Source organism: Pseudomonas abietaniphila, from assembly GCF_039697315.1.
Taxonomy (GTDB): Bacteria; Pseudomonadota; Gammaproteobacteria; order Pseudomonadales; family Pseudomonadaceae; genus Aquipseudomonas; species Aquipseudomonas abietaniphila_B.
Genome location: NZ_CP155619.1, coordinates 4,993,547 through 5,017,755 on the forward strand (window position 1 = coordinate 4,993,547; position 24,209 = coordinate 5,017,755).

Here is a 24,209-nt window from a genome sequence, read left to right on the forward strand (position 1 = left end):
TGCGCGGTAGATCGTCCGGATGCGGCCCAGACACAAGCCACGCTCCTACAGGGACGGCGTCAAGCTCATATTTCTGCTTCTGTTCCTGCTTTTGATTTGGCTGGTGGCGTTTAGAACTTTTGCACATCCGACGTTTGTGCTGGGGCCTAACCCTCAATGCCACCACCGCTACCGGATAAACACACCCAACCCGCACCAAAAACTACAAACCAAAACAACAAACCGAGAGCCCAACCCCCGCTTCACTTCCCCTCGTGCCGCCCTTCGCTCACCTCCGGCGGCACATCCCCATCCCCCGCCATACGCTTGCGAAACAACCCCGTCCGGGCCAACAGCAAGGTTGTCACCGGCACCGTGACCGCCAACAGGATCGGGATCAGCCAGGCATGCAGAACCGGGGCTTCCTTCATCGCCGAGAAATATACGATCGAGGCCAGCGCCACACACCACGCACCGAGGGTCGAGGCCAGAGCAGGCGGGTGCATGCGCTGAAAAAAATCCTTCATCCCCAGCAGCCCCACCGCACCGACCAGCGCAAACAGACTGCTCACCACCAGCAGCACCGCCGTCAGCACTTCCGCACAGAACGGCAACACGTACAACGAATTCATTCGATCACCTCGCCGCGCAGCAGGAACTTCGCCAGGGCGAATGAGCCCACGAAACCAAACAATGCAATCAACAGCGCCGCTTCGAAATACGTGTCGCTGGCGTAGCGAATCCCAAGCACCAGCATCATCAGCATGGCGAGGATGTACAGATAGTCCAGCGCCAGTACCCGGTCCTGGGCAGAGGGGCCTTTGAACAGGCGAATCAGGGTCAGCACCATCGCGACCGTGAACACCGACAAGCTGAACAGGATGGCGTAGGTGAGCAGCGGGCTCATTGAAAAATCTCCATCAACGGGCGTTCGTAGGTGGTCTTGAAGTGCTCGATAAACTGCGCTTCGTCACCCAGGTCGAACACGTGGAGCAGCAGCACGCTGCGGTCCAGTGCCAGCTCCGACCACACCGTGCCGGGCACCACGGTACAAATCATCGACAGCGCCGCCAGGCCGTGAGCATCGTGCAAGTCCAGCGGCACCTTGATAAACGCAGAACGCGGCGGTTTGTGGCGCGCACGCAACACGGCCCACGCCACCTGCAGATTTGACGTGATCACATCACGCCCGACCACCCAGAACAATTTGAAGGCCACGCCGGGCTTGCGGATGCGCGCAGGCAAAGGGCGAAGGGGGGCGAACATGATCGGCGCGAGAAAACCCAGCAGTGCGCCGAGCAGCAGATTGCCGACACTCAGCGACAGGTTGAGCAGCAACCACAAGGCCCACAGCGACAGCGATAACAGCGGCGCCGGCAATAGACGCTTCATGGCTGCACCTCCGTTGCAGCAGTGGTGGGGCCGGGAGTCGGTTTGGCGGCCATGACCGACAGCACGTACTGCTGAGGGTCGTGCAACGCCTGAGCGGTGTCCTGGGTGTAGCGCAACAGCGCCTGAGCCTTGAACGTGAGTACGATGCACGCGCAGAGCAGCAAGGCGATCGGGATGCACTCGTTACGTCGCAACGCGGGCGACGGTCGATCCTGCGCGGTCCAGAAACGCTTGATGCCGACCCGCACGAAGGCGAACAGCGACGCGAGCCCCGACACGATCAGCAAGGCCACCAGCGTCCAGCTGTCCGCGCGAATGGCCTCGTCTTTCGCCACATCCAGGCCCAACGGGTTGAGCAGGGCGCTGATCAAGGTGAGTTTGCCGAGAAACCCCGACAGCGGCGGCATGCCGATGATCAGCAGCGCGCACACGATGAAGCTCAGTCCCAGGAAGGCCATCGTCCATGGAATCACCTGGCCGACGACGGCTTTTTGTTCGTCATCCAGGTTGGTGCCCGGCACCGGGTGCAGCGACTCCATGGCTTTCGGCAGTTGGTCGGCATCGTCTTCCAGCGGGATTTCATTGGCCGAGCGCGAGCGTTCAACCAGTTCAGCCAGCAGGAACAACGCGCTCAGCGCCAGGGTCGAGCTGACCAGATAGAACAGCGCGCCGGAGGTCAGGCTCGGCTGCCCGAAGCCAATGGCCGACAGCAGAATGCCGGCCGACACCAGAATGCTCAGGCTCGCCATGCGCTCCAGACGCTGGGCGGCGACCACGGAAATCGCCGCGACGGCCAGCGTGGCCATGCCGCCCCAGATCAGCCAGTCGCCGCCGAAGAACGCCGAGTCACCGGCCTGCCCCGAGAACAACAGGGTCCACAGACGCAGCAGCGTATAGGCACCGACCTTGGTCATCAGCGCAAACAACGCCGCCACCGGCGCGCTCGCGGCGGAGTAGGCGGGCACGAGCCAGAAGTTCAACGGCCACATGCCAGCCTTGGCCAGAAACGCCACGGCCAGAATCGCGGCACCTGCGTGCAGAAGCCCGATATCCGCCTGTGAAACCTGGGGGATCTTCACAGCAAGATCAGCCAGGTTCAACGTGCCGGTGACCCCGTAGATCAATGCCGCGCCAATCAGGAACAACGACGAAGCCAGCAAGTTGATGGTGATGTAATGCAGACCCGCCGACACCCGCGCGCGTCCCGAACCGTGCAGCATCAAGCCGTAGGACGCCGCCAGCAGCACCTCGAAGAACACGAACAGGTTGAACAGGTCGGCGGTCAGAAAGGCGCCGTACAACCCCATGAGTTGAATTTGGAACAGCACATGGAAGCTCGCACCCGCCCGGTCCCAGCGTGCCAGCGCAAACAGAAGGGCACAGAAGGCGACAATGCCGGTCAGCACCATCATCAGCGCCGACAGATGATCGACCACCAGCACGATGCCAAAGGGTGATTCCCAGTTGCCCGGCAGGTACACGCCAATCGAGCCGGTGGTGCCTGTCTTCTGCACCCACATCATCAGCGTGATCGAGATCGCCAGACCGAGGGCCGTCGACAGCAGGTTGATGCGTGCCTTCAGCGGCCGGTGTTTCTCGCCGAGCCAGAGCATCAGTGCGGCGGTCAGCACCGGCAACAGGATCGGTGCGACGATCAGTTGGTTCATCAGACTCATTCACTGCTCTCCCGACCGTCGACGTGGTCGTTGCCGGTCAGTCCACGGGACGCCAGCAGCACCACCAGGAACAGCGCGGTCATGGCGAAGCTGATCACGATGGCGGTCAGCACCAGCGCCTGGGGCAGGGGATCGGTGTAATTGAGCAGGTCATGGGGCACGCCGTCCTTGATGATCGGCTCCTTGCCGATGAACAGACTGCCCATGCTGAAGATGAACAGGTTGACGCCATACGACAGCAGACACAGGCCCATGACCACCTGAAACGTCCGTGGGCGCAGGATCAACCAGACGCCGGAGGCGGCGAGCACGCCAATGGCAATGGCGATGACTTCTTCCATCAGATGGCTCCTTGTGTCGGGGTGGGCGCGGCGGGTTCGATCGGCTGCGGCAACGAGGTCGGGCGATGGCTGCGCACTGACTGGTGCGCCAGTGCGGTCAGAATCAACAGCGTCGAACCGACCACCACGGCGTACACGCCGATGTCGAAAAACAGTGCACTGGCGACGTGCACATCACCCAGCAACGGGAGGTGCAGGTGCGCGGTATGCGTGGTCATGAACGGGTAGCCCAGCGCCATCGAGCCCAGCCCGGTAATGAGCGCAAAGAACAGACCGGTGCCCATCCAGCGCAACGGTCGCAGGCTCATGTTGGCCTCGACCCACTGCGTGCCAGCGACCATGTATTGGAGAATGAACGCGACCGACATCACGAGGCCGGCAACGAAGCCGCCTCCCGGTTGGTTATGGCCGCGCATGAACAGGTACATCGACACCACGAAGGCCACCGGCAGCAGCAGGCGCACCAGCACCGCCGGGACCATCATGAAGCCCAGCGCCGTGTCGGTTGCGTGCCGCGGGTTGACCAGGTCGGTGACCACGTCGCGGGCCAGCAGACGTTGTTGGGCAGGCAGTGCGATGCTTTCTTTCGGTGGGCGGAAGCGTCGCAGCAGGGCGAACACCGTCAGGGCAACCACCGCCAGCACGGTGATTTCGCCAAACGTGTCGAAGCCGCGGAAGTCCACCAGCATCACGTTGACGGCATTGGTACCGCCGCCCTGGGCCAGTGCGCGACTCAGGTAAAACTCTGAAATCGTGTTCGGGGTCGGGCGCGTCAGCATCGCGTAAGACAACAGCGCCATGCCGCCACCAACGCCCACGGCGAGAATGAAGTCGCGTACCCGGCGCACTCGCGCGCGGCTGCGTGAGCGAGTCGTTGGGGCAACGTTCTCGTTACGCCGTGGCAGCCAGCGCAGGCCCAGCAGGATCAACACCGTGGTCACCACTTCGACGGCCAGTTGGGTCAGCGCCAGGTCAGGCGCGGAGAACCAGACGAAGGTCACGCAGGTCATCAAGCCGCAGACCCCGACCATGGTCACGGCGGCAAGCCGGTGGTATTTGGCCTGCCAGGCCGCACCCACGGCGCAAGCAATGGCGATTAACCAGAGCATGACGAACACGCCGGAACCCGGAATTTTTGGCCGATCACCCCAGCTCAGGCCGTTTTCGTACATCGGCACAAAGCCTGCGATCAGCGCGACAGTCACCATCAGGAACAATTGCGCTTGCAGGCGTCGAGTGGTCAGCAAGCCTTCCAGCGTCCGTGCGACCCGCAGCTTGAGGATCAATACGCGCTCAAACAGTCGCTTGCCGTTCAAACGCCAGATCAGCGGCGGGCCGACGAAACGCTCGCGCTTGATCGGTTTGCGCAGCAGCAGATACAGCAGGATGCCCGCGCCCATGGCAATCAGGCTCATGATCATCGGGGCATTCAGGCCGTGCCAGATCGCCAGGCTGTACTCAGGCAAGGTGCCGCCCACCACAGGCTGGGCCGCGGCGGCCAGCAATGGACCGACCGATTGGGCCGGGAAAATCCCCACGATCAGGCAGGCCAGCACCAGCAACTCGACCGGCACACGCATCCAGCGTGGAGGCTCGTGCGGCGTGTGTGGCAGATTGTTGGCTTTCGGGCCGAAGAACACATCGACGGTGAAACGCAGGGAATAAGCGACGCTGAAGGTCCCCGCCACGGTGGCTATCACCGGGAGGGCGGCCTCCACCCAGGCCGTCGAGGTGATGAACACGGTTTCGGCGAAGAACATTTCTTTGGACAGAAAACCGTTGAGCAGCGGCACACCGGCCATCGCCGCGCTGGCGACCATCGCCAGCGTCGCGGTGTAAGGCATCAGCTTGATCAGGCCACTGAGTTTGCGGATGTCCCGAGTGCCGCTTTCGTGGTCGATGATCCCTGCCGCCATGAACAGCGACGCCTTGAAGGTCGCGTGATTGAGGATGTGAAACACCGCCGCGACGGCAGCCAGCGGGCTATTGAGACCCAAGAGCAGAGTGATCAATCCCAGGTGGCTGAGGGTGGAGTAGGCGAGCAAGCCCTTGAGGTCGGTCTGGAAAATGGCCGCGTAGGCACCCATCACCAACGTACAGGCGCCCGCACCGCTGACGATCCAGAACCACTGCTCGCTGCCGGATAACGCAGGCCAGAGCCGCGCCAGCAAGAACACGCCGGCCTTGACCATGGTCGCGGAGTGCAGATACGCCGACACCGGCGTTGGCGCGGCCATGGCGTGTGGCAGCCAGAAATGGAAGGGGAACTGCGCGCTCTTGCTCAGCGCGCCGATCAGAACCAAGGTCAGCAAGACCGGGTACAGCGCGTGGGCACGGATCGCGTCGCCTGAGGCCAGCACCCGGTCCAGGTCGTAGCTGCCGACCACGTGCCCGAGCAGCATGACGCCGACCAACAGCGCGAGTCCGCCAGCCCCCGTCACCATCAACGCCATATAGGCGCCACGGCGGGCGTCGGCGCGGTGGTGCCAATAGCCAATCAAAAGGAATGAGAAGACGCTGGTCAGCTCCCAGAAAAACACGATCTGGATCAGGTTGCCGGACATGACCAACCCAAGCATGGCGCCCATGAACGCGAGGAAAAACGAGAAGAATCGCGGCACTGGATCGTCCGGCGACATGTAGTAACGCGCGTACAGCGATACCAGCGTCCCGATGCCCAGCACCAGCATGGAGAACAACCAGGCGAACCCGTCTAGGCGCAGCACGAAGTTCAGCCCCAGGCTGGGGACCCAGAAAAATTCTTCACGAATGACGCCGCCGTGGGCGATCTGCGGGTACCAGAGCGCAACTTGAATCGCGCCGATCAGGGCGATCAGGCCCGCCAGGATGGATTCACTGTTGCGTGCGTTGTGCGGCAAAAGCGCCGCCAGACAGCTGCCGATGAAAGGCAGAAGCAGTAGAACTATCAGGGACATAGGCTTCTAATCTGCGGGGAAAATGTCAAGGATCATACGTGCCGGGTCATGCATCACCAACCGTCAAGATGTCGCAGAATCCTACAAGCTGTGTAGGCAGCAGCGTAGTAGAGCGGTGTGAACCCCGAAGGTTAAGGCCCAAATACAATGCCCCTGTGAGAGTGACATTGCTCGCGAAGCGGTTGAATCAGAGGGTGTTGCAGTGGCCGATTCGCTGGCAAGCTCGCTCCTATGATGTGAATTTCCACTATTTGGGGTGACGCTAATAGTTTGGTTTGTCCTAACGTCCAAACTGTTCCGCCTTCGGCGGGTTACTTGAAAAGACACCAACTAACCAAGTGTCCTGGCTCCTGGTTAGGCCCGACTTCGTCGGGTTCCCGCACTCCGACGACGCTCCGTAGGCCCGCGCTGAACGGACATCCATGTCCTGGCAGCGCTCTCGCGGCATCCATGCCGCTCGGCCCACTCCGCGCCGTCTGCGTTTGGCCTGCACCCAAGTCGCGTTTTGTGGTGTCTGGGCTGCTGCGGCGCTGTGGATCAAAATCCACAGCGCGCTTTGCGCTGTTTGGAACAACACCTCAATCGTTGAATAAAACACAAAACCTGTGGGAGTTAGCTTGCTGACGAATGCGATGTCTCATTCACCCTTGATGTCGCTGACCCACCGCCTTCGTCGGAATGCCGCCCAGACCAAGCTCGCTCCCACAGGTTAAGTGTCCGCTGCGAATTCTGGTTACCCCGCAATATTTGTTGGAGACGTCGGAGGTTACGACGGCAGCGAATGCGATGTCTCATCAACCTTGATGTCGCTGACTCACCGCCTTCTCGAAATGCCGCCCAGACCAAGCTCGCTCCCACAGGTTAAGTGTCCGCTGCGAATTCTGGTTACCCCGCAATATTTGTAGGAGACGTCGGAGGTTACGACGGCAGCGAATGCGATGTTTCATTCACCCTTGATGTCGCTGACCCACCGCCTTTTCGGAATGCCGCCCAGACCAAGCTCGCTTCCACAGGTCCGTGTCCGCAGAGGGATGACAACCTATCAGCCGGATTTGGCGCCTCATCACATTTAAGCGACAATGCCCGCCAGTTTTTGGAGCGCCCCATGTCTGATTCCATCGAAAGCCTTGCCGTCGACGCCGTCCTCGACGCGACCGGTCTCAATTGCCCGGAACCTGTGATGATGCTGCACCAGAAGGTACGCGACCTGCCGGCCGGCGGTTTGCTGAAGGTCATCGCCACCGACCCTTCGACCCAGCGGGACATTCCCAAGTTCTGCGTTTTTCTGGACCACGAACTGGTTGAAAAGCAGGCCGCCGATGGCGTGTACCTGTACTGGATTCGCAAGAAACAGGGCTGAACCTTCCCGTACTGGCTGCGACGTTGCACCGCGCTGGCCCGGCCGCGTGCGAGCGCCTACACTGCCGCGACCCCAGGGAGCCCATCATGCGCATAGTTGCTGACGAAAACATTCCACTGCTCGACGCCTTCTTTTCCGGTATTGGCGAGATTCGTCGATACCCCGGACGTACCCTCGACCGCGCAGCCGTGGCCGACGCCGATATTTTGCTCGTTCGGTCGGTGACCAAGGTCACCCGTGAATTGCTGGAAGGCACACCGGTGCGTTTCGTCGGCACCTGCACCATCGGCACCGATCACCTGGATCTTGAGTATTTCAACGAAGCGGGTATTCAGTGGTCCAGCGCACCGGGGTGCAATGCCCGAGGCGTGGTGGACTATGTGCTCGGCAGTCTGTTGACCCTCGCGGAAATCGAAGGCGCCGACCTGACTCAACGCACGTATGGCGTGGTTGGGGCGGGGCAGGTCGGCGGTCGGTTGATCAAGGTGTTGCGCGGGCTGGGCTGGAATGTGCTGGTCTGCGATCCGCCGCGCCAGGCGGCAGAGGGCGGCAATTACGTCAGCCTCGACGAGATCGTCGCTCGCTGCGACGTGATCAGCCTGCACACACCGCTGAGCAAAACGGGCGAGCTGCCGACCTGGCACCTGTTCGACCGCGCCCGTCTGCTGGATCTCAAGCCAGGTGCCTGGCTGATCAACGCGGCCCGTGGCCCCATCGTGGATAACACGGCGTTGCGCGAAGTGCTGCTTGAACGCGAAGACTTGCAAGCGGTGCTGGATGTCTGGGAACACGAGCCGCTGGTGGACGTCGAACTGGCCGAGCTGTGCGTCATCGGCACCCCACACATTGCCGGTTACAGTCTGGACGGCCGCCAGCGTGGCACCGCTCAGATTTATCAGGCCTTGTGTGCGCACCTGGGGCAATCGCCGAGTATCAGCCTCGACGACTTGCTGCCCAAACCCTGGCTTGCTCACGTGACGCTCGATGCGGCGACCGATCCCGCCTGGGCACTGAACATGCTTTGCCGGGGTGTCTACGATCCGCGCCGCGACGATGCGGATTTCCGTCGCAGCCTGGTCGGTGACGCCGCCAGCCAGCGACTGGCCTTCGATGCGCTGCGCAAACACTACCCGCCCCGTCGGGAAATCGACAGTTTGTACGTGTCCATTAACGGCCAATCCGACGTCTTGCGCACGATGGTGGCGGCGCTGGGTGCCGTGTGCGTCAGTGACTGATCATTCTGTGTATTTCTTGATGTAGGACCACAAGGTTTCGGCGAGACGAGGAGGCGTCTGCTGCCAGAACGGTCTCATGCGAGCCAGGGCCGCGTACGCTTCCTGCCAGGCTTCCTGACGATCCTGCTTGCCGGTGACCGGCGCGTGGACCAACGCGGTGAAGCTGGCGAAGCTGCATGGGACAGGGTATTGCTCGCTGCGCACGATACGGTGAGTCTGTTCCTGCACGGAAACGACCGTTCCTTCGTCGTCGGTAAATGCATGTGGCGTCAGGCTGGTGATTTGGTCGCATCGGCTGTTGCACAGCATTTTGCGGTTTCTCAGCTCGCCAAAGCCTCGTTCGTACATGCTGATCGTTGAACCGCTGACCCTCATGCACGCCATTTCAAAGGCATTCAGGATCACTTCCGCGTTATCGATGCTGGTTTCGATGGTCGCGATGTCGACAAAACGTTCGAGCGTACCCTTCTCCAACGCATCGAGCGCTCGCTTGATGGTGGACAGATGGACAAAGTCCTTCTTGCAGCCGATCAGGTGAACATCAAACTGGTAATCGGCCAGCTCGTCGCCTGAAATGACGTTGGCGAAGGCGCGGGTATCCAGTGCCGTTTCCATGATGATGTTGAACTTGTTCTTGTGCGCGTGGCTGAAGATGCGGCTGCACAGCTCCCAGATGAAGGTTTCGGTGTGCTTGTAACGGCTGGTCACGTCCTGATCGGCGAACTCGGCATAACGCGGGTGCAGCTCACGAAAACGCTCCAGGTAGAGGCGCACGTAGTTGCTGTAACGCGAGTCCTTGAGCAGGGTGTTGTTCAGCATGTAGGTCTTGCCGGAACCCTGGACGCCGGCCACAACGAGGATTTTTGGGGACGGCAGACCGTCCTCTCCAATGTCTCGTTTAACGCCGAACAGGGTGGTTTCCAGCGTGCGGTAAACGGAGTCGAGTTCAGCGGAGGTATAGCTGTAATGAGTAGCGGACATCGTGATGTTTCCTGGATTGTCTGGATTTGAAGGGCCGGACGTAATCGCAGGAAGTGGATGAGCGCAATGGTGTATCGGTGGGGCATGTGTTGCGGAATGTTTGTTGATTTCGCGCGCATAAAAAACCCGGCATCGAGGCCGGGTTTGAATTCAGTAGGCTCATCAGTCTTGTTTTTCAGGTTTGACCCAGTACTTTTCGCATTCCTGACATGCGGCCTGAACCATCTCTTCAGTAATCAGGACTTCTTTCCCGTTTTCATCGAATATCGCGCCGCCCAGTTGTGCCTGGGGTTGGGGCCGAACGACGGGTTCGTGATTGCTGCTGTTCTGCAAGCTCATGGCCTGTCTCCTTCATCAGGTTGTGCGCTTCAATTTACCCACGCTCGATGACCGCGCCATGACATCCCTGGACGCTTCAAGCGTTCGATCAGTCCGCCAGATGACGGCAAAAACCGCCAGCTTGCCGTTAGACCGATCCGCTCTAAACGCCCCTTCTTGCCTTCATAACGCAGCCCCACGCCGGTGTGGATACTCCTACCCAGACTGGCGTCTGCCGCTTGAGTTCAGCAAAAGTCGACGAGCGTACATCGGGGGGGCGGTGTAGGCTCTGCGCTTGAATCGTCTATCAGGTGCCTCCCATGGCTTCAGTGTTTTCCGGGCGTCAGCGCCATGCCATCCGTTTGGCGTTGCGGATGATCACGCCGTACCGCAAGCAAGCCATCGGCGCGCTGGTCGCGCTGATTGTGACTGCAGCGATCACCTTGTCGATGGGGCAAGGCATTCGCCTGATGGTCGATCAGGGGTTCATGACGCGCTCACCGACCCTGCTCAACGAAACCATTGGCCTCTTCATGGTGCTGGTTCTGGCGTTGGCGGTCGGGACGTTCACCCGGTTCTATCTGGTGTCGTGGATCGGGGAACGTGTGGTGGCCGACTTGCGCAAGCAAGTGTTCGATCATCTGGTGAGCCTGCATCCCGGCTTTTACGAGAACAACCGCAGCTCGGAAATCCAGTCGCGCCTGACCGCGGACACCACCTTGCTGCAATCGGTGATCGGATCGTCGCTGTCGATGTTCCTGCGCAATGCGCTGATGGTTATCGGCGGCGTCATCCTGCTGTTTTTCACCAACCCCAAACTGACCAGCATCGTGGTGATCGCGCTCCCTTTAGTGGTCGCGCCGATCCTGATCTTCGGGCGGCGCGTGCGCAGCCTGTCCCGTGAGAGTCAGGACCGCGTGGCGGATGTCGGCAGTTATGTTTCCGAAGCGCTCGGGCAGATCAAAACCGTGCAGGCGTACAACCATCAGGAACAGGATCGCCAGCGCTTTGCAAAAACCGCCGAAGACGCCTTCGACACCGCTCGCAAGCGTATCTTGCAGCGTTCCTGGTTGATTACGCTGGTGATCGTGCTGGTGCTGGGCGCCGTGGGGGTGATGCTTTGGGTCGGCGGGATGGATGTCATTGCCGGGCGAATTTCTGGCGGCGAGCTGGCGGCGTTCGTCTTCTATAGCCTGATCGTCGGCAGCGCGTTCGGCACGCTCAGCGAGGTGATTGGCGAGCTGCAACGGGCGGCGGGTGCGGCGGAGCGCATCACCGAGTTGTTGCAGGCGCGCAGCGAAATCACGCCACCGGCCAGCAATCTGCTGACGCTACCGGAACGGGTCAGCGGTCGATTGGTTCTGGAGCGTGTCAGCTTCGCGTACCCGTCACGGCCCGAGCGCAATGCGGTCGAGGGCTTGAGCCTGACGGTCGAAGCAGGGGAGACACTGGCCCTGGTGGGGCCATCGGGCGCGGGCAAGTCAACGCTGTTCGATTTGTTGCTGCGCTTCTACGATCCGCAGCAAGGGCAGATCCTGATCGAAGGCTTGCCCGCCGAACGCCTCGATCCTCTGGACCTGCGTCGCTGCTTCGCCTGGGTGTCGCAAACCCCGGCGCTGTTCTTTGGCAGCGTCGAAGACAACATCCGTTACGGCAACCCCGTCGCCAGCGTCGAGCAGGTCGAAGCCGCTGCGCGCATCGCTCACGCTCACGAATTCATTCAATTGCTGCCTCAGGGGTATCAGACGCATTTGGGCGACGGCGGGATGGGGTTGTCGGGCGGTCAGCGCCAGCGTCTGGCGATCGCTCGCGCATTGCTGGCCGATGCGCCGATTCTGTTGCTCGACGAAGCCACCAGCGCGTTGGATGCGCAGAGCGAACATCTGATCCAGCAGGCGTTGCCGACCCTGATGCAGGGCCGAACCACGCTGGTGATCGCTCACCGGCTGGCCACGGTGCAGAACGCTGACCGGATCGCGGTGATGGATCAAGGGAAACTGGTGGCGGTGGGCACGCATCGGGAGCTGATCGCCAGCAATCCGCTGTATGCGCGCCTGGCGGCGTTGCAGTTCAACACGGGGACGCAGGATGTGGTGGCGGACATGAAAACGGCGCCTTGAGCGCCGTTGGGTGAATCATCAGTCTTTGCGGTATTCGCAGAGGTAAGCGGTTTCTTCCAGGACATGCAGCTTGAACTTGCTGTTGGCTGGCACGCGGAACTGATCGCCGGTCTTGAAGTGTTCCCAGTCGCCGCTATTGGGCAGCAGGACTTTCAGCGAACCGGAGACGACATGCATGATTTCGCGATCAGCAGTGCCGAACTCGTATTCGCCCTTGGACATGACGCCAACGGTGGCCGCGCCGTGTTCTTGCTGGAAGGCGATGGACTTGACGGTACCGTCGAAATACTCGTTGACCTTGAGCATGGCTGATCTCCTCGGAAAGGGCTTAAAAAGGTTGGACAGTATGCCCAACGTACAAAAGGCCGTCATCCGCTTTGAGAAATGCGTCACGCTCAGCCGGGAATGACCAGCGGGAGCAGTCGGGCGGTGTTGCGCGCGTCGGTCAGTGCACGATGCTGCTGCCCGTTGAAATGCATGCCCGCCAGCTGCAGCGCCGTGTTGAGCCCGCAGGGTTTTTGCAACTGGCGTGCCTGGGCGAACCGCTGCTTGAGGTTGATATGGGCCAGACCGCTGAGTTCGCTGGTGAGTTGATGCTGCTGCCATTGGACTTCGAATTGCTGGCGGTCGTAGTCGCCCCAGCTGACCCAACCGAGCAGGCGGGTGCGGTGATGGCTCAGCCAGCGCTCGAACTGCGGCCAGACGGCGGTGAAGAGTGGCGCACTGTCGATCTGCGCTTGTTGGATGTGCGTCAGTTCGCGACAGAACGAGGTGAGCATCGGCCTGCGCGCGGGCCTGACAAAGCGCTCGAAGTGGTCCACCTCGCGTCCGTCCGCGTTGACCACGCAGGCGCCAATCTCAATGATTTCCATCTCTGCCACCGGCCATCCGCCCTCTTCGGTGGTGGCCTCCAGATCTATCACCAGCCAATGTGGCATCTCGAACTCCAGTTTCTTAACCTGTGGCACCGTCATGGAGCGTAGTCATATTCGGCTGATCGCGTCCAACCGCCGAACGCGCCCATGACTGAGACATGGGACTCGAATGAGGGACGATGGTTTGCCGGGGCGCTGTTTTTTATCGTGCCGGCTGAGCGGACCTGCGGTGAAACGCTTGCCTGGCCGACGGGGTCGGCATAAATTGCGCCGCGACAGTGACTGAAAGATTCGGGTTGTGAATAAAGCCGGTTTTGACGTTGTTTGACCGTTGTCTAATTGTTCGCAAACGCATAGCTTACGTAATCCGATTCGCCAGAGGTGCTTTGTCTTGATGTCTACGCCAGTGCGGATGGCTATTAAAACGCTGCTGTTGGCAACCACGACGCTGTGGGCCTGGCAAGCGGGCGCGGCACAGGTGGTGCGGATTGGCGCGGCGCACTTTCCGCCGTACACGATTCGCCCCGAGCGCGGTGAGGACACTGGCTTGCTGCCGCAAATGATCAGTGCGCTGAATGCCATGCAAAGCGACTACCGGTTTGAAATGGTCCCGACGTCGATTCCACGCCGTTTCCGCGATTTCCAACAGGCTCGCTTTGACATGGCGATTTTCGAGAACCCCGCCTGGGGCTGGAAAGACATCCCTCACGAGGATGTCGACATGGGGCTGGAGGACGCCGAAATCTTCGTCGCGCATCGCGCTCAGGGTCGCTCGCAAAACTATTTCGATGACCTGCACGGCAAGCGCCTGGCGCTGTTCAGCGGGTATCACTACGCCTTCGCCCACTTCAACGCCGACCCCAGGTTCCTGGCAGAGAACTACAACGCCACTTTGACCTATTCCCACGACAGCAACCTGCTCATGGTGCTACGGGACCGGGCGGACATTGCGTTGGTCACCCGATCCTATCTGAGTACGTTTCTGGCCGGTAACCCCGCCGACGCCGATCAGTTTCTGGTGTCGGACCGCGTGGATCAGGTGTATCGGCACTTCGCGCTGTTAAGGCCCAACGCGCCGATCACCGGGGAGAAGTTCGGTGAATTGCTTCGGCAACTGCGCGAGAACGGGCAGATGTTCAAGATCTTCCAGCCGTTCCGGATTGCCGTGACGCCGCAGGCGAGCCATCACGCCATTGCGCTGGATGAGGGTGATAGCCGGGACTGAGGGTGGCAGGCGGGCAGTGAGTGTTCACTGCCCGCGAGTGTCAGCGGTCGCGCGCTTCCTTGGCGTCCATTTCAGCGTTGCGCTCGTGGACGCGCTTGAGTTGTTCTTCGGTCAGGGGCAGTTTTTTCGCTGAATCCTTGAGCATCAGCAAACCACCGACGATCGAGCCGATTGCAATAACCAGAATTAACCAGGCGTACCAGGGCATGAGGCTCTCTCCTTCTTGTGATACCGCTTTGAGCAACGGCGCTGCCCAGTGGTTCAATTGTAGGAGACGTCCGGTCCGCGAGGTATAGGTCAGGGCACCTTTGCAGGCGCCGGCTTGCCGACGTCTGCACGGTGTCCGGGGGTGCTTCAGATTCCGGTCAGCATCGAGTCGGCCGGCGCCGCCGAGCGGGCGCCTTCGGTCAGGCCGAAATAGATGAAGCCCACCACCATGAATGCCAAAAAGATCAGGCCGATGAGGGCGTTGAACCAGGCCATGGCAATCAGGCAGACCACCGCGAGCACCAATGCGATCCCCGGCACGATCGGATAGCCCGGAGCGCGGAAGGTGCGCTCCAGCAGCGGTTCGGTCTTGCGCAGCTTGAACAGGCTCAACATGCTCATGATGTACATGACGATGGCGCCGAACACGGCCATGGTGATCATCGCGGCGGTGAGGGTCATGCCACTGAGGTTGATCAGGCCGTCGCTGTAAATCGCCGCGATACCGATCAGGCCGCCCGCGATGATCGCGCGGTGCGGGGTCTGGAAACGCGACAGTTTAGCCAGCGACGCGGGCAAGTAGCCGGCGCGGGCGAGGGCGAAGAACTGCCGCGAATAGCCCAGAATGATGCCGTGGAAACTGGCGACCAGCCCGAACAGGCCGATCCACACCAGCATGTGCAGCCAGCCAGAGCTTTCGCCGACCACCGCTTTCATCGCCTGAGGCAACGGGTCGTTGATGTTCGACAGGGCTTTCCAGTCGCCGACGCCGCCGGCAAAGAACATCACGCCCATTGCCAGCAAGACCAGGGTGATGATCCCGCTGATGTAGGCCTTGGGAATCGTGCGCTTGGGGTCCTTGGCTTCTTCTGCCGCCATGGCGGCGCCTTCGATGGCGAGGAAGAACCAGATGGCGAACGGGATTGCCGCGAACATCCCGGCAATCGCGGGCGCGCCGAAGGTGTCCGAGCCGGCCCAGCCGTTGAGTGCGAAGTTGCTGAAGCTGAACGCAGGGGCAACCACGCCCATGAACACCAGCAGTTCCAGCACCGCGAGGACGCAGACCACCAGCTCGAAGGTTGCGGCCAGTTTCACGCCCAGAATATTCAGGGCCATGAACACGATGTACGCGCCGACCGCGGCGTGTTTCGGATCCAGCGCCGGGAACTGCACATTGAGGTAAGCGCCAATCGCCAGTGCAATGGCGGGCGGGGCGAAGACGAATTCGATCAGCGTGGCGAGCCCGGCGATCAACCCGCCTTTCTCGCCAAACGCCCGGCGACTGTAGGCGAACGGACCGCCCGCATGGGGGATCGCGGTGGTCAGTTCGGTGAAACTGAAGATGAAGCAGGTGTACATCGCCGCGACCATCAGCGACGTCAGCAAGAAGCCCAGCGTTCCGGCCACTCCCCAGCCGTAACTCCAGCCGAAATACTCACCGGAAATCACCAGACCGACAGCGATCCCCCACAAATGCAGCGTGCCCAGCGTGGGCTTCAGTTGCGTATTCATGCGTCACTCCCTGGATTGATTGGATCATCGGGACAGAGCGCGCTGCAGTGGTCGTGCCAGCGGTGGGCAGGTATGTCGTAATGCTTCTATTTGGGTCGTATACAGGATGCTTGTTCGGCGATTCAGAGGCGATCGTGCCCGATGGGTGCGCAGTGGCGGGTGCGGGGAGACAGAATGTGGCACGGCCAATGCGGTCTTCCTTGTCAGGGTGAATTCATTCGCGAAAGATTTTCCGTACCGCGAATCCATAGTGACCGGGTTGGCCCATCGCGAATGAATTCGCTCCCACAGGCGTTATCCGTGCGCTGCCCGAGTACCATTTACCGATCACCGGGTCCCGTCCCCCGGGATGATCGGCTACAATGCGCGCCGATTTCGACTTGCCAGAGAACCCGCTCATGTCCGCCTGCCAGACCCCTATCATCGTCGCCCTGGATTTTCCGACCCGCGAAGCCGCGTTGAAACTGGCTGATCAGCTGGACCCCAAGCTGTGTCGGGTCAAAGTGGGCAAGGAATTGTTCACCAGCAGTGCGTCGGGCATCGTCGAAACCTTGAACAGCAAGGGCTTCGAAGTGTTTCTGGACCTCAAATTCCATGACATCCCCAACACCACGGCGATGGCGGTCAAGGCCGCTGCCGAGATGGGCGTGTGGATGGTCAACGTGCACTGCTCCGGTGGCCTGCGCATGATGGCCGCTTGTCGTGATGTGCTGGATCAGCGCAGCGGGCCGAAACCGTTGCTGATCGGTGTGACCGTACTGACCAGCATGGAACGCGAAGACCTCGCGGCGATCGGTCTGGACATCGAGCCGCAAGAGCAGGTGTTGCGTCTGGCGGCGCTGGCCGAGAAGGCCGGCATGGACGGGTTGGTGTGCTCGGCGCTGGAAGCCCAGGCACTGAAAACCGCACACCCATCGTTGCAACTGGTGACGCCGGGCATTCGTCCTGCTGGCAGTGCGCAGGATGACCAGCGCCGCATTCTGACGCCGCGTCAGGCGCTGGATGCCGGTTCTGATTACCTGGTCATCGGCCGTCCGATCAGCCAGGCGGCCGATCCGGCGAAAGCGCTGGCCGCGGTGGTTGCGGAGCTGGCGTAACGCCAACCGGCGCTAGGTTGAAAGCCTGTAGGCGCCGGTTTGTAGGGTGTTCTGATCGTCCCCACGCTCCGCGTGGTAACGCAGCGACTGACGCTCTGCGTCAACGTTGACGCGGACCGTCCCGGCAGGCTTTCCCACGCAGAGCGTGGGAAAGATCCCGCAGATTTTGGGTTCAGCCAGTGACACTTTTGTGAGATGCCTAGTACCCGATCCGCTTCAAGATTGAATCGATGCTTTCTTTCGACGGCCGTCCGTAGAACTTCAACAGTTCCGACGCCCGGTTGGTGAAGAAGCCATCGACGCCGCGCTGGCTGATTGCCTTGAAGTCTACCGCGTCATCCACGGTGTACGGGTGAATGATCAGGCCGCGATCGTGGGCCATCTTGTTCATCCACGGTTGCACCAGATCCATGTAGCTCTGGTCGCCACCGTTTTTCAAGGCCGACGCAGGGCCGGTGCCGATGGCGCCGTGGGCTTTTGCCCAATCCATCCACGCCGCGAACTCTTCCTTGGACTTCACTTGCTGAGTCGCATAGAAGCTGGCTTTGTCTTTGGCGCCCGAATCCTTGAAGGTCTTGTCAGACGCCGCCTGGATGTAGCCGTCGCCCAGCCACAGCAAGAGGATTTTCGGCGTGTTCGGCATGGCTTTTTGCAGCAGTTCCAGGCTCGGTTTCTCGAACGTTTGCAAAATCACCCGACCCGGCATGTGTGCCACGTTCACGTGCCCTTTTTCCGCCGCGGGGCGCTGACTCAGCCAGCCGCGTTGTTCCAGCTTTTTCTTCAAGTCTTCTTCGATGCCGGGAAACTGCGCCGGCACTTTGGTCTCGATGTACAGACCGGGCTTGTTCTTGCCGCCTTCGGCAATGTCGATCACCTCGTCCAGCGTCAGTATTTTCAGGCCTGCGTAGCTGGCGCGCGCGCGGTCAGGGTGGGTCTTGTTGAACCAGGAGCCTGCATCCAGACGCTTGATCTCTTCCAGGGTAAAGCTGCTCAACGGGTCTTTTGCCCGGCCTGGAAACACGTCGGCGACGTTGGTGGTCCGCTCGAGGGTGTCGTCGTGCAAGGCGATCAGCACGCCGTCCTTGGTGCGCTGGATGTCCATTTCCAGATAGTCGGCACCCAGTTCGCGGGCGAGGGTATAGGAAGGAATGGTTTCTTCCGGCGCATTGAACGACGCACCGCGATGCGCAATGACGGCCGGCCATGGCACGCCGATTTTGGCGGCGAGCGCCTTGCCGGGTTCGTTAGCGGCCATGGCAAACCCTGAAGACAGCATGACACCGGCCAGCGCGGCGGTGCCCAACGTTCTGGAAATTCCTTTGAGCATGGTGATGACGTTCCTTTTGTGCATGATTCATTCATGAGGCGGTGTGAACCACCGCAGCGCGTACCGGCGTGTTTGCCGCTACTGTTTATCCAGACGCATCGCTCAGACCTTAAACAGCATTGTCTTGTGCCGGCAACCGGCGTGTCGCTGCTGGAAACGAGCGGTCGTTATGAGGGTCTGTTCATTCGGCTCATAGCCGAACGCAGGGCGTTTGGGCACTATGACGACGAGTTTCAGGATTTTTCATGACGCTAAATCGTCAGGTGCATGACCGTTTTACTTGGCAGGTGGCTTTTCTCGCATGGAAACAAACACATACGCGGCACTGACGGGTTTTGTCGACCTGTTGTTGGATGCCATCTGCGTGGTGGACGCGCAAGGCCAGTTCGTTTTTGTCAGTGCTGCCTCTGAACGGATTTTCGGTTACCACCCCCATGAGCTGATCGGTCGCAAGATGATCGAACTGGTCCATCCCGAGGACCGGGAGCTCACGCTCGCTGCCGCCAGCGAGATCATGTCGGGCCAGCCAAATGTTGGTTTTGAGAACCGTTATGTGCGTAAAGACGGCCGGGTGGTGCACATCATGTGGTCGGCACGCTGGTCGGAGGCCGACCAGTTGCGTATCGCCGTCGCCCGGGACATCACCGAACGCAAACGCTCGGAGTCCATGCGAACGGCGCTGTTCCGCATTTCCGAAGCCGCCCATGTGGCCAGCGATCTGCCTGCGCTGTTCAAAGAGATTCACTGTGTCATCGGCGACTTGCTGCCCGCGCGCAACTTTTTCGTCGCCCTGCTCGACAAATACAGCGGGTTGCTGAATTTTCCCTATCGCGTCGACGAGCTCGATCCGACCCTGGCGCATCCGATGGCCGATGCACTGGCGACTGAAATCGTCGGAACGGGGCGGACCATGCTGATGGCGCCTGTCTGCGATTCCCACGGCAGCGGTCATGCCGTCCCTGATTACCTGAGGCAGATGCAGGGTAATGACGGCCTTTCCTGGCTCGCGGCGCCGCTGGAGACACAACACGGCATCATTGGGGCGCTGCTGGTCAAGAGTCATCCTGACTGTCCGCAGTACAGTGAACGCGACAAGGAACTGCTGCAATTCGTGTCGACCCAGGTGGCGGCCGCCATTGAACGCAAGCAGCTGTATGACCGACTCAAGAGCATGGCCCAGTACGACCAGTTGACCCAGCTGCCCAACCGGATGCTGTTGCAGGAACGCCTGCTGCAATCACTGGAGCGGGCGAAGACCAGCAAAGGACGTCTGGCGTTGCTCTATCTGGATCTGGACAAATTCAAACAGGTCAACGACACCCTCGGTCACGCTGCAGGCGATCTGCTGCTCCAGGAAGTGGCCCATCGCTTGAAACAATGCGTGCGCGAAACCGATACCGTGGCGCGCATCGGCGGTGATGAATTCGTGATACTGCTCGACCGGGTCAACAGCACCGAGGATTCCGGCAAGGTGGCGGAAAAAATCTGCAAGACCCTCAACGTGCCCATGGTCCTCAAGGGACATGACTGGCAGATCCTGCCCAGCATCGGCATTGCCAACTACCCCGAAAACGCCACCGACCTTGCGCAACTCTTCCGCCATGCCGATGAGGCGATGTACAGCGCGAAGAAGTCTGGTGGGAATCGTTTTCAGGGGTGAGCATTTGCGGCAATGGCTAGGAAGGCGTAGTGATCTCGCGCGGACGGCCGCCTTTCAAACCATTGGCCTTTGACGCATTGATCTTCGCCTCGCTGCTGCGTCCTCCATTTCGCGCTGCAATAACGCTGGCTGCCATCGTCATCAATGATTCGCTGGCCAACACCAGCCCAGCGATTGAAATGTGCAGATCCCGATGTTCCAGGCATAAGGCGCCACCCGCATAGCCCAAGTCGATCTGGCTGAGTTCTTCGGCGGCAAGGCGATTCAACTCCGGGTATTTGTCGACGGGCAGTAGAAGGGCGGTCCCGTCAGCAAAACCGATCGCCAACGCGTTCAGTTCGGCCAGAAATTTCACTGTGCTCGCACACAACACGCACTGCGAGCGCTTGCGTCCCGAGCTGATCGCCCTGGTCAGCGCTTCAGGTGTAACGACTTCGTCTGCATGCTCTCGGGCTTTAACCGGCTTCATAATTCGATCTCCAGCGGTGCGGGGTATCCCGCCAGACGCAATTTCGTTGCGTAAGTCTGAACATCAAACAGGGCTGACAGAATCGGGGTGGTGCCCAACCGATCATGGCGGGGTGCTACGACCTCTCCAGACTCAAGGTCCCACGCCTGATTTTCAAGACACAGTGTCTTTCGGCTGCGCCACCAGTACTCGCGCGCCTTGCGCAAGTTCGACCGGCGCTTGATGATCTGACGGAGTTCTTCAAGAACCCGCGAGCACGGTTCATTTTTTGCCGGGATCACGTCCCAGAGGCGAATACCGTTGTGCCAGAAACTGAACAGGAATCGAGCATCCCACTCCCTCGTCCCCACATGAACATGGGGAGGGCAATGTTCATTGCGCGTCAGAACCGCGATCACATATCCCCTATGACTGCATACTCTCATTCAATAACCCATCCGTTAGGTTTTGAGTCTACGCCCCGACGTCAGACTTTGCGACTGGGTCCGCGCGCTCAACCCGCGTTTCAGAAATCGCCTACACGGGGCGGAAGTTGAACGTAAATCCGGAACCCGAGCCACGATTGAGCTGCAACAAAATTTGACCCTGATGGCGTTCAGTCCGATACGTCTGCGGATGCATTTTCATTTTTGTCTCTGCACAACCGCTCTAACTCACGCTACTGTCTGTCCCATCGAATTTTCCGCGACGGTGTGATGATGACGAAGACGGTGCTGGTGTTGGTTGAAAGCGTGAACGAGTACTTGCCGATTCTGGAGGAGAGCGGGTTTCGTTTGATTCTGGCGCCGACGCCTGCGACGCGGGCGGAGGCGGTGGCGACGCGCGGGGGTGAGATTGATGCGGTGTTGACGCGCGGCCCGTTGGGTTTTACGGCTGATGAGATCGCGGCGCTGCCCAAGCTGGGCATCATTTGTGTGATTGGTGCGGGTTATGAGCAGGTCGATCTGTTGGCCGCCGAAGCGCGCGGCATTACGGTGACCAATGGCGCCGGAGTGAACGCGCCGAGCGTGGCCGATCATGCGATGGCGTTGCTGCTGTCGTTGGTACGCGATATCCCTCAAGCCGATGCATCGGTACGCCGCAGCGAGTGGCGCAAGGTCACGCGGCCGTCGTTTGCGAACAAACGCCTCGGTATTTTGGGCCTGGGCGCAGTGGGGATGGCGATTGCCAAACGGGCGCTGGGCTTCGACATGCAGATCAATTACCACAGCCGTTCGCCACGGGCGGACGTCGATTTTCACTACTGTGCAACGCCGCTGGCGCTGGCCGCCGAGTCCGACTTTCTGATTGTGGCAACCCCGGGCGGTGCCGGAACGCGGCATTTGATCGACAAAGCCGCCATTGAAGCGTTGGGCGCGGACGGTTTTCTGCTGAACATCGCGCGGGCCAGTGTGGTGGACACCGAGGCCTTGATCGATGCCTTGCAGCACGGCCGTCTGGCCGGCGCGGCACTGGACGTGTTCGACGACGAACCCCAGGTGCCCGACGCGCTGAAAACCCTCAACAACGTCGTGCTGACCCCGCATGTCGCGGGCCTGTCGCCGGAGGCCTCGCGGGGCACTGTGCAGCTGGTTGCCGACAACCTGCTGGCGTTTTATGCCGGCCAGCCGGTGCTGACTCCGGTGCACAGCTGACCCAACCAATAGCCCCCCGCGTGATGGCGGGGGCAACGGATCCCCTCTAACAAGAAAAGGAAACCCACATGTCTTCATCGTCTGCCCTGAAAGTCGCGCTGGTCACCGGCGCTGGAAGTGGTATCGGCCGCGCGGTCGCGCTGCAGTTGCTCAAGGACGGTTACGCCGTGGTGCTGGCAGGGCGTCGGCTGGAGCCATTGGTCGAGCTGGCCGAGCAGGCGAAAGCCGCAGGACAGCAGGCGTTGGCGGTGTCGACCGATGTGCGTGATGCGGCCAGTGTCGAGGCGCTGTTCGCGCAGATTGAAAGCACGTTCGGGCGACTGGACGTTTCGTTCAACAACGCCGGTATCGGTGCGCCTGCGGTGCCAATGGACGAGTTGACGGTCGAACAGTGGAAAAACGTGATCGATACCAACGTCACCGGCATGTTCCTCTGTGTGCGTGCCGCGTTTGGCCTGATGCGCCGGCAGGTGCCGCAAGGCGGGCGAATCATCAACAACGGCTCAATCTCGGCGCACACGCCGCGGCTATTCAGCTCGCCGTATACCTCCAGCAAACACGCGGTGCTGGGCCTGACCAAGAGCACGTCGCTGGACGGTCGTCAGTACAATATCGCCTGCGGACAGATCGACATCGGCAACGCCTTGACTGAAATGACGGATCGCATGACCAAGGGCGTCTTGCAGGCCGATGGCGAGCTGCAAGTGGAACCGACGATGAACGTACAGCACGTGGCGGACGCCGTCAGCTATATGGCGAGTCTGCCGTTGTCGGCGAACGTGCTGAACATGACCGTGATGGCCAGCAGCATGCCGTTCGTTGGGCGCGGATGATTGGTTGACTAAGACCTGTAGGCGCGCGCTTGCCCGCGATCTGCCGGGAACCGGCAGCCAACTCGGGCGCCTTTGCCGACGCAGGTCTGCGGTCTGGGCTTGAACGTGTTCCGATCTGTGTCCGGGGTGACGCGGAGCGTCATTCACGGCGTTACCACGAGGAGCGTGGGAACAATCAAGAGGTCGGCGGGCAAGCGCGCCTGCAGAAAGACGCCATTGATACGACTGCGTTGTTTCGTCCAAAACCCCATGGGATCTGTCCAACTCTGCCCGTGGTTCTTCGCACACACTGTGGTCATGTCGATCCACCTTCAATCGAGGACATGACCATGAGCGAATTCGTTATTGCGCCAGTCACCACGCCATCGCTGGCTGTCGCGGGCACTGCCAGCCGTTTTCCGATCCGCCGCGTCTTTTGCGTCGGCCGTAACTACTCCGAACACGCCCGCGAAATGGGCCATGACCCTGATCGCGAGCCACCGTTTTTCTTTATGAAGCCTGCTGACGCGGTCGTGCCGGCTGAAGGCAACATTGCTTACCCGCCGCTGACCCAGGACCTGCACCACGAGATCGAACTGGTCGTTGCGATTGGCAAGGACGGCGTGGACATCCAGCCGGAAGATGCCTTGAGCCACGTCTGGGGCTACGGCGTCGGGCTGGACCTGACTCGCCGCGACCTTCAGGCGCAGGCGAAAAAAATGGGTCGCCCATGGGAGTGGGCCAAGGCCTTCGACGCCTCGGCACCCGCCACTGCGCTGCTGCCAGTCAGCAAGATCGGCCACCCGGACAGAGGTTCGATCTGGCTGGACGTGAACGGCGAAAGCCGCCAGCGTGGTGATCTTGCCGATCAGATCTGGGCGGTCAAGGACGTGATTGCGTACCTGTCGCAATCGGTCGGCGTCAAAGCCGGTGACTTGATCTACACCGGCACACCGGCAGGCGTCGGTGCGCTGCAGCGTGGTGATGTGGTGACGGCGGGCATCGAAGGCATTGCCGAGCTGACCGTGACCCTCGTTTAATCCGCGATCAGGC

Annotated in this window: 24 protein-coding genes; 9 read left to right on the forward strand and 15 right to left on the reverse strand. The window is 60.7% G+C overall.

The features are described 5' to 3' along the window. Nucleotides 1-242: 242 nt before the first annotated feature. From ABDX87_RS21995 to ABDX87_RS22020, 6 genes are read right to left on the reverse strand one after another with little or no spacing between them, the layout of a single operon-like run. Entirely contained in the window at nt 243-611 is a 369-nt protein-coding gene (locus ABDX87_RS21995; RefSeq protein WP_346829761.1) for a Na+/H+ antiporter subunit G, read from the reverse strand. Further along, entirely contained in the window at nt 608-886 is a 279-nt protein-coding gene (locus ABDX87_RS22000) for a K+/H+ antiporter subunit F (RefSeq protein WP_346829762.1), read from the reverse strand. The genes ABDX87_RS21995 and ABDX87_RS22000 overlap by 4 nt, the downstream gene beginning before the upstream one ends. Beyond that, nucleotides 883-1,371, reverse strand: a complete 489-nt coding sequence (locus tag ABDX87_RS22005) for a Na+/H+ antiporter subunit E (protein WP_346829763.1) — start codon at nt 1,369-1,371, stop codon at nt 883-885. Before ABDX87_RS22005 ends, ABDX87_RS22000 begins: the two co-directional genes overlap by 4 nt. After that, nucleotides 1,368-3,047: a monovalent cation/H+ antiporter subunit D gene (locus ABDX87_RS22010; protein WP_346829764.1), complete on the reverse strand. Its 1,680-nt coding sequence runs from the start codon at nt 3,045-3,047 to the stop codon at nt 1,368-1,370. The genes ABDX87_RS22005 and ABDX87_RS22010 overlap by 4 nt, the downstream gene beginning before the upstream one ends. Next, nucleotides 3,044-3,388, reverse strand: a complete 345-nt coding sequence (locus ABDX87_RS22015) for a Na+/H+ antiporter subunit C (protein ID WP_062390475.1) — start codon at nt 3,386-3,388, stop codon at nt 3,044-3,046. The genes ABDX87_RS22010 and ABDX87_RS22015 overlap by 4 nt, the downstream gene beginning before the upstream one ends. Continuing rightward, nucleotides 3,388-6,324: a monovalent cation/H+ antiporter subunit A gene (locus ABDX87_RS22020; protein WP_346829765.1), complete on the reverse strand. Its 2,937-nt coding sequence runs from the start codon at nt 6,322-6,324 to the stop codon at nt 3,388-3,390. Before ABDX87_RS22020 ends, ABDX87_RS22015 begins: the two co-directional genes overlap by 1 nt. A gap of 1,105 nt (nt 6,325-7,429) precedes the next feature. Here ABDX87_RS22020 and tusA point away from each other — a divergent pair. Next, the gene (gene tusA / locus ABDX87_RS22025; RefSeq protein WP_346829766.1) at nt 7,430-7,684 is read left to right on the forward strand and encodes a sulfurtransferase TusA; all 255 of its coding nucleotides are present in this window, start codon (nt 7,430-7,432) and stop codon (nt 7,682-7,684) included. 86 nt (nt 7,685-7,770) lie between these two features. Then, on the forward strand, nt 7,771-8,919 hold the full coding sequence (pdxB, locus tag ABDX87_RS22030; RefSeq protein WP_346829767.1) for a 4-phosphoerythronate dehydrogenase PdxB: 1,149 nt from the start codon (nt 7,771-7,773) through the stop codon (nt 8,917-8,919). On the opposite strand, the gene ABDX87_RS22035 is transcribed toward pdxB, so the two are convergent. Continuing rightward, the gene (locus ABDX87_RS22035; RefSeq protein WP_346829768.1) at nt 8,920-9,900 is read right to left on the reverse strand and encodes a zeta toxin family protein; all 981 of its coding nucleotides are present in this window, start codon (nt 9,898-9,900) and stop codon (nt 8,920-8,922) included. 162 nt (nt 9,901-10,062) lie between these two features. Then, on the reverse strand, nt 10,063-10,239 hold the full coding sequence (locus ABDX87_RS22040; protein WP_346829769.1) for a PA1571 family protein: 177 nt from the start codon (nt 10,237-10,239) through the stop codon (nt 10,063-10,065). Nucleotides 10,240-10,538: 299 nt separating this feature from the next. Between ABDX87_RS22040 and ABDX87_RS22045 the strand changes: the two genes are divergently transcribed. Further along, entirely contained in the window at nt 10,539-12,338 is a 1,800-nt protein-coding gene (locus tag ABDX87_RS22045) for an ABC transporter transmembrane domain-containing protein (RefSeq protein ID WP_346829770.1), read from the forward strand. A gap of 18 nt (nt 12,339-12,356) precedes the next feature. Here the strand turns inward: ABDX87_RS22045 and ABDX87_RS22050 are convergent, their stop codons facing one another. Both ABDX87_RS22050 and ABDX87_RS22055 read right to left on the reverse strand, forming a co-directional pair. Further along, the gene (locus ABDX87_RS22050; RefSeq protein WP_346829771.1) at nt 12,357-12,644 is read right to left on the reverse strand and encodes a pyrimidine/purine nucleoside phosphorylase; all 288 of its coding nucleotides are present in this window, start codon (nt 12,642-12,644) and stop codon (nt 12,357-12,359) included. Nucleotides 12,645-12,733: 89 nt separating this feature from the next. After that, nucleotides 12,734-13,276 (reverse strand): exonuclease domain-containing protein, encoded by a 543-nt coding sequence (locus tag ABDX87_RS22055; RefSeq protein ID WP_346829772.1) that lies wholly within the window; start codon nt 13,274-13,276, stop codon nt 12,734-12,736. Between the two features lie 331 nt (nt 13,277-13,607). Between ABDX87_RS22055 and ABDX87_RS22060 the strand changes: the two genes are divergently transcribed. Continuing rightward, nucleotides 13,608-14,438, forward strand: a complete 831-nt coding sequence (locus tag ABDX87_RS22060) for a substrate-binding periplasmic protein (RefSeq protein ID WP_346829773.1) — start codon at nt 13,608-13,610, stop codon at nt 14,436-14,438. A 40-nt stretch (nt 14,439-14,478) separates the two neighbouring features. Here ABDX87_RS22060 and ABDX87_RS22065 read toward each other — a convergent pair whose 3' ends face one another. Both ABDX87_RS22065 and eat read right to left on the reverse strand, forming a co-directional pair. Then, the gene (locus ABDX87_RS22065; RefSeq protein ID WP_074758439.1) at nt 14,479-14,646 is read right to left on the reverse strand and encodes a DUF2897 family protein; all 168 of its coding nucleotides are present in this window, start codon (nt 14,644-14,646) and stop codon (nt 14,479-14,481) included. 146 nt (nt 14,647-14,792) lie between these two features. Further along, complete coding sequence (eat, locus tag ABDX87_RS22070) at nt 14,793-16,157, reverse strand: ethanolamine permease (RefSeq protein ID WP_346829774.1); 1,365 nt, start codon at nt 16,155-16,157, stop codon at nt 14,793-14,795. A 398-nt stretch (nt 16,158-16,555) separates the two neighbouring features. Here eat and pyrF point away from each other — a divergent pair, with 398 nt between their 5' ends. Next, nucleotides 16,556-17,254, forward strand: coding sequence for an orotidine-5'-phosphate decarboxylase (gene pyrF / locus ABDX87_RS22075; protein WP_167362124.1), 699 nt, complete (start codon nt 16,556-16,558; stop codon nt 17,252-17,254). A gap of 199 nt (nt 17,255-17,453) precedes the next feature. Here the strand turns inward: pyrF and ABDX87_RS22080 are convergent, their stop codons facing one another. After that, nucleotides 17,454-18,581 (reverse strand): glycerophosphodiester phosphodiesterase, encoded by a 1,128-nt coding sequence (locus ABDX87_RS22080; RefSeq protein WP_431061268.1) that lies wholly within the window; start codon nt 18,579-18,581, stop codon nt 17,454-17,456. Between the two features lie 301 nt (nt 18,582-18,882). Here ABDX87_RS22080 and ABDX87_RS22085 point away from each other — a divergent pair, with 301 nt between their 5' ends. After that, nucleotides 18,883-20,241, forward strand: coding sequence for a sensor domain-containing protein (locus ABDX87_RS22085; protein ID WP_346829776.1), 1,359 nt, complete (start codon nt 18,883-18,885; stop codon nt 20,239-20,241). Between the two features lie 16 nt (nt 20,242-20,257). Here the strand turns inward: ABDX87_RS22085 and ABDX87_RS22090 are convergent, their stop codons facing one another. Then, complete coding sequence (locus tag ABDX87_RS22090) at nt 20,258-20,710, reverse strand: DUF2442 domain-containing protein (protein ID WP_346829777.1); 453 nt, start codon at nt 20,708-20,710, stop codon at nt 20,258-20,260. After that, entirely contained in the window at nt 20,707-21,108 is a 402-nt protein-coding gene (locus ABDX87_RS22095; protein ID WP_346829778.1) for a DUF4160 domain-containing protein, read from the reverse strand. The genes ABDX87_RS22090 and ABDX87_RS22095 overlap by 4 nt, the downstream gene beginning before the upstream one ends. A gap of 300 nt (nt 21,109-21,408) precedes the next feature. On the opposite strand from ABDX87_RS22095, the gene ABDX87_RS22100 reads away from it, so the two are divergent. From ABDX87_RS22100 to ABDX87_RS22110, 3 genes are all read left to right on the forward strand, one after another. Further along, a complete protein-coding gene (locus tag ABDX87_RS22100; RefSeq protein ID WP_346833590.1) occupies nt 21,409-22,344 on the forward strand; it encodes a 2-hydroxyacid dehydrogenase in 936 nt (311 codons plus the stop codon). Between the two features lie 68 nt (nt 22,345-22,412). After that, nucleotides 22,413-23,177 (forward strand): SDR family oxidoreductase, encoded by a 765-nt coding sequence (locus ABDX87_RS22105; RefSeq protein WP_346829779.1) that lies wholly within the window; start codon nt 22,413-22,415, stop codon nt 23,175-23,177. A 329-nt stretch (nt 23,178-23,506) separates the two neighbouring features. Further along, the gene (locus ABDX87_RS22110; protein WP_346829780.1) at nt 23,507-24,196 is read left to right on the forward strand and encodes a fumarylacetoacetate hydrolase family protein; all 690 of its coding nucleotides are present in this window, start codon (nt 23,507-23,509) and stop codon (nt 24,194-24,196) included. The last annotated feature ends 13 nt before the right edge of the window (nt 24,197-24,209 follow it).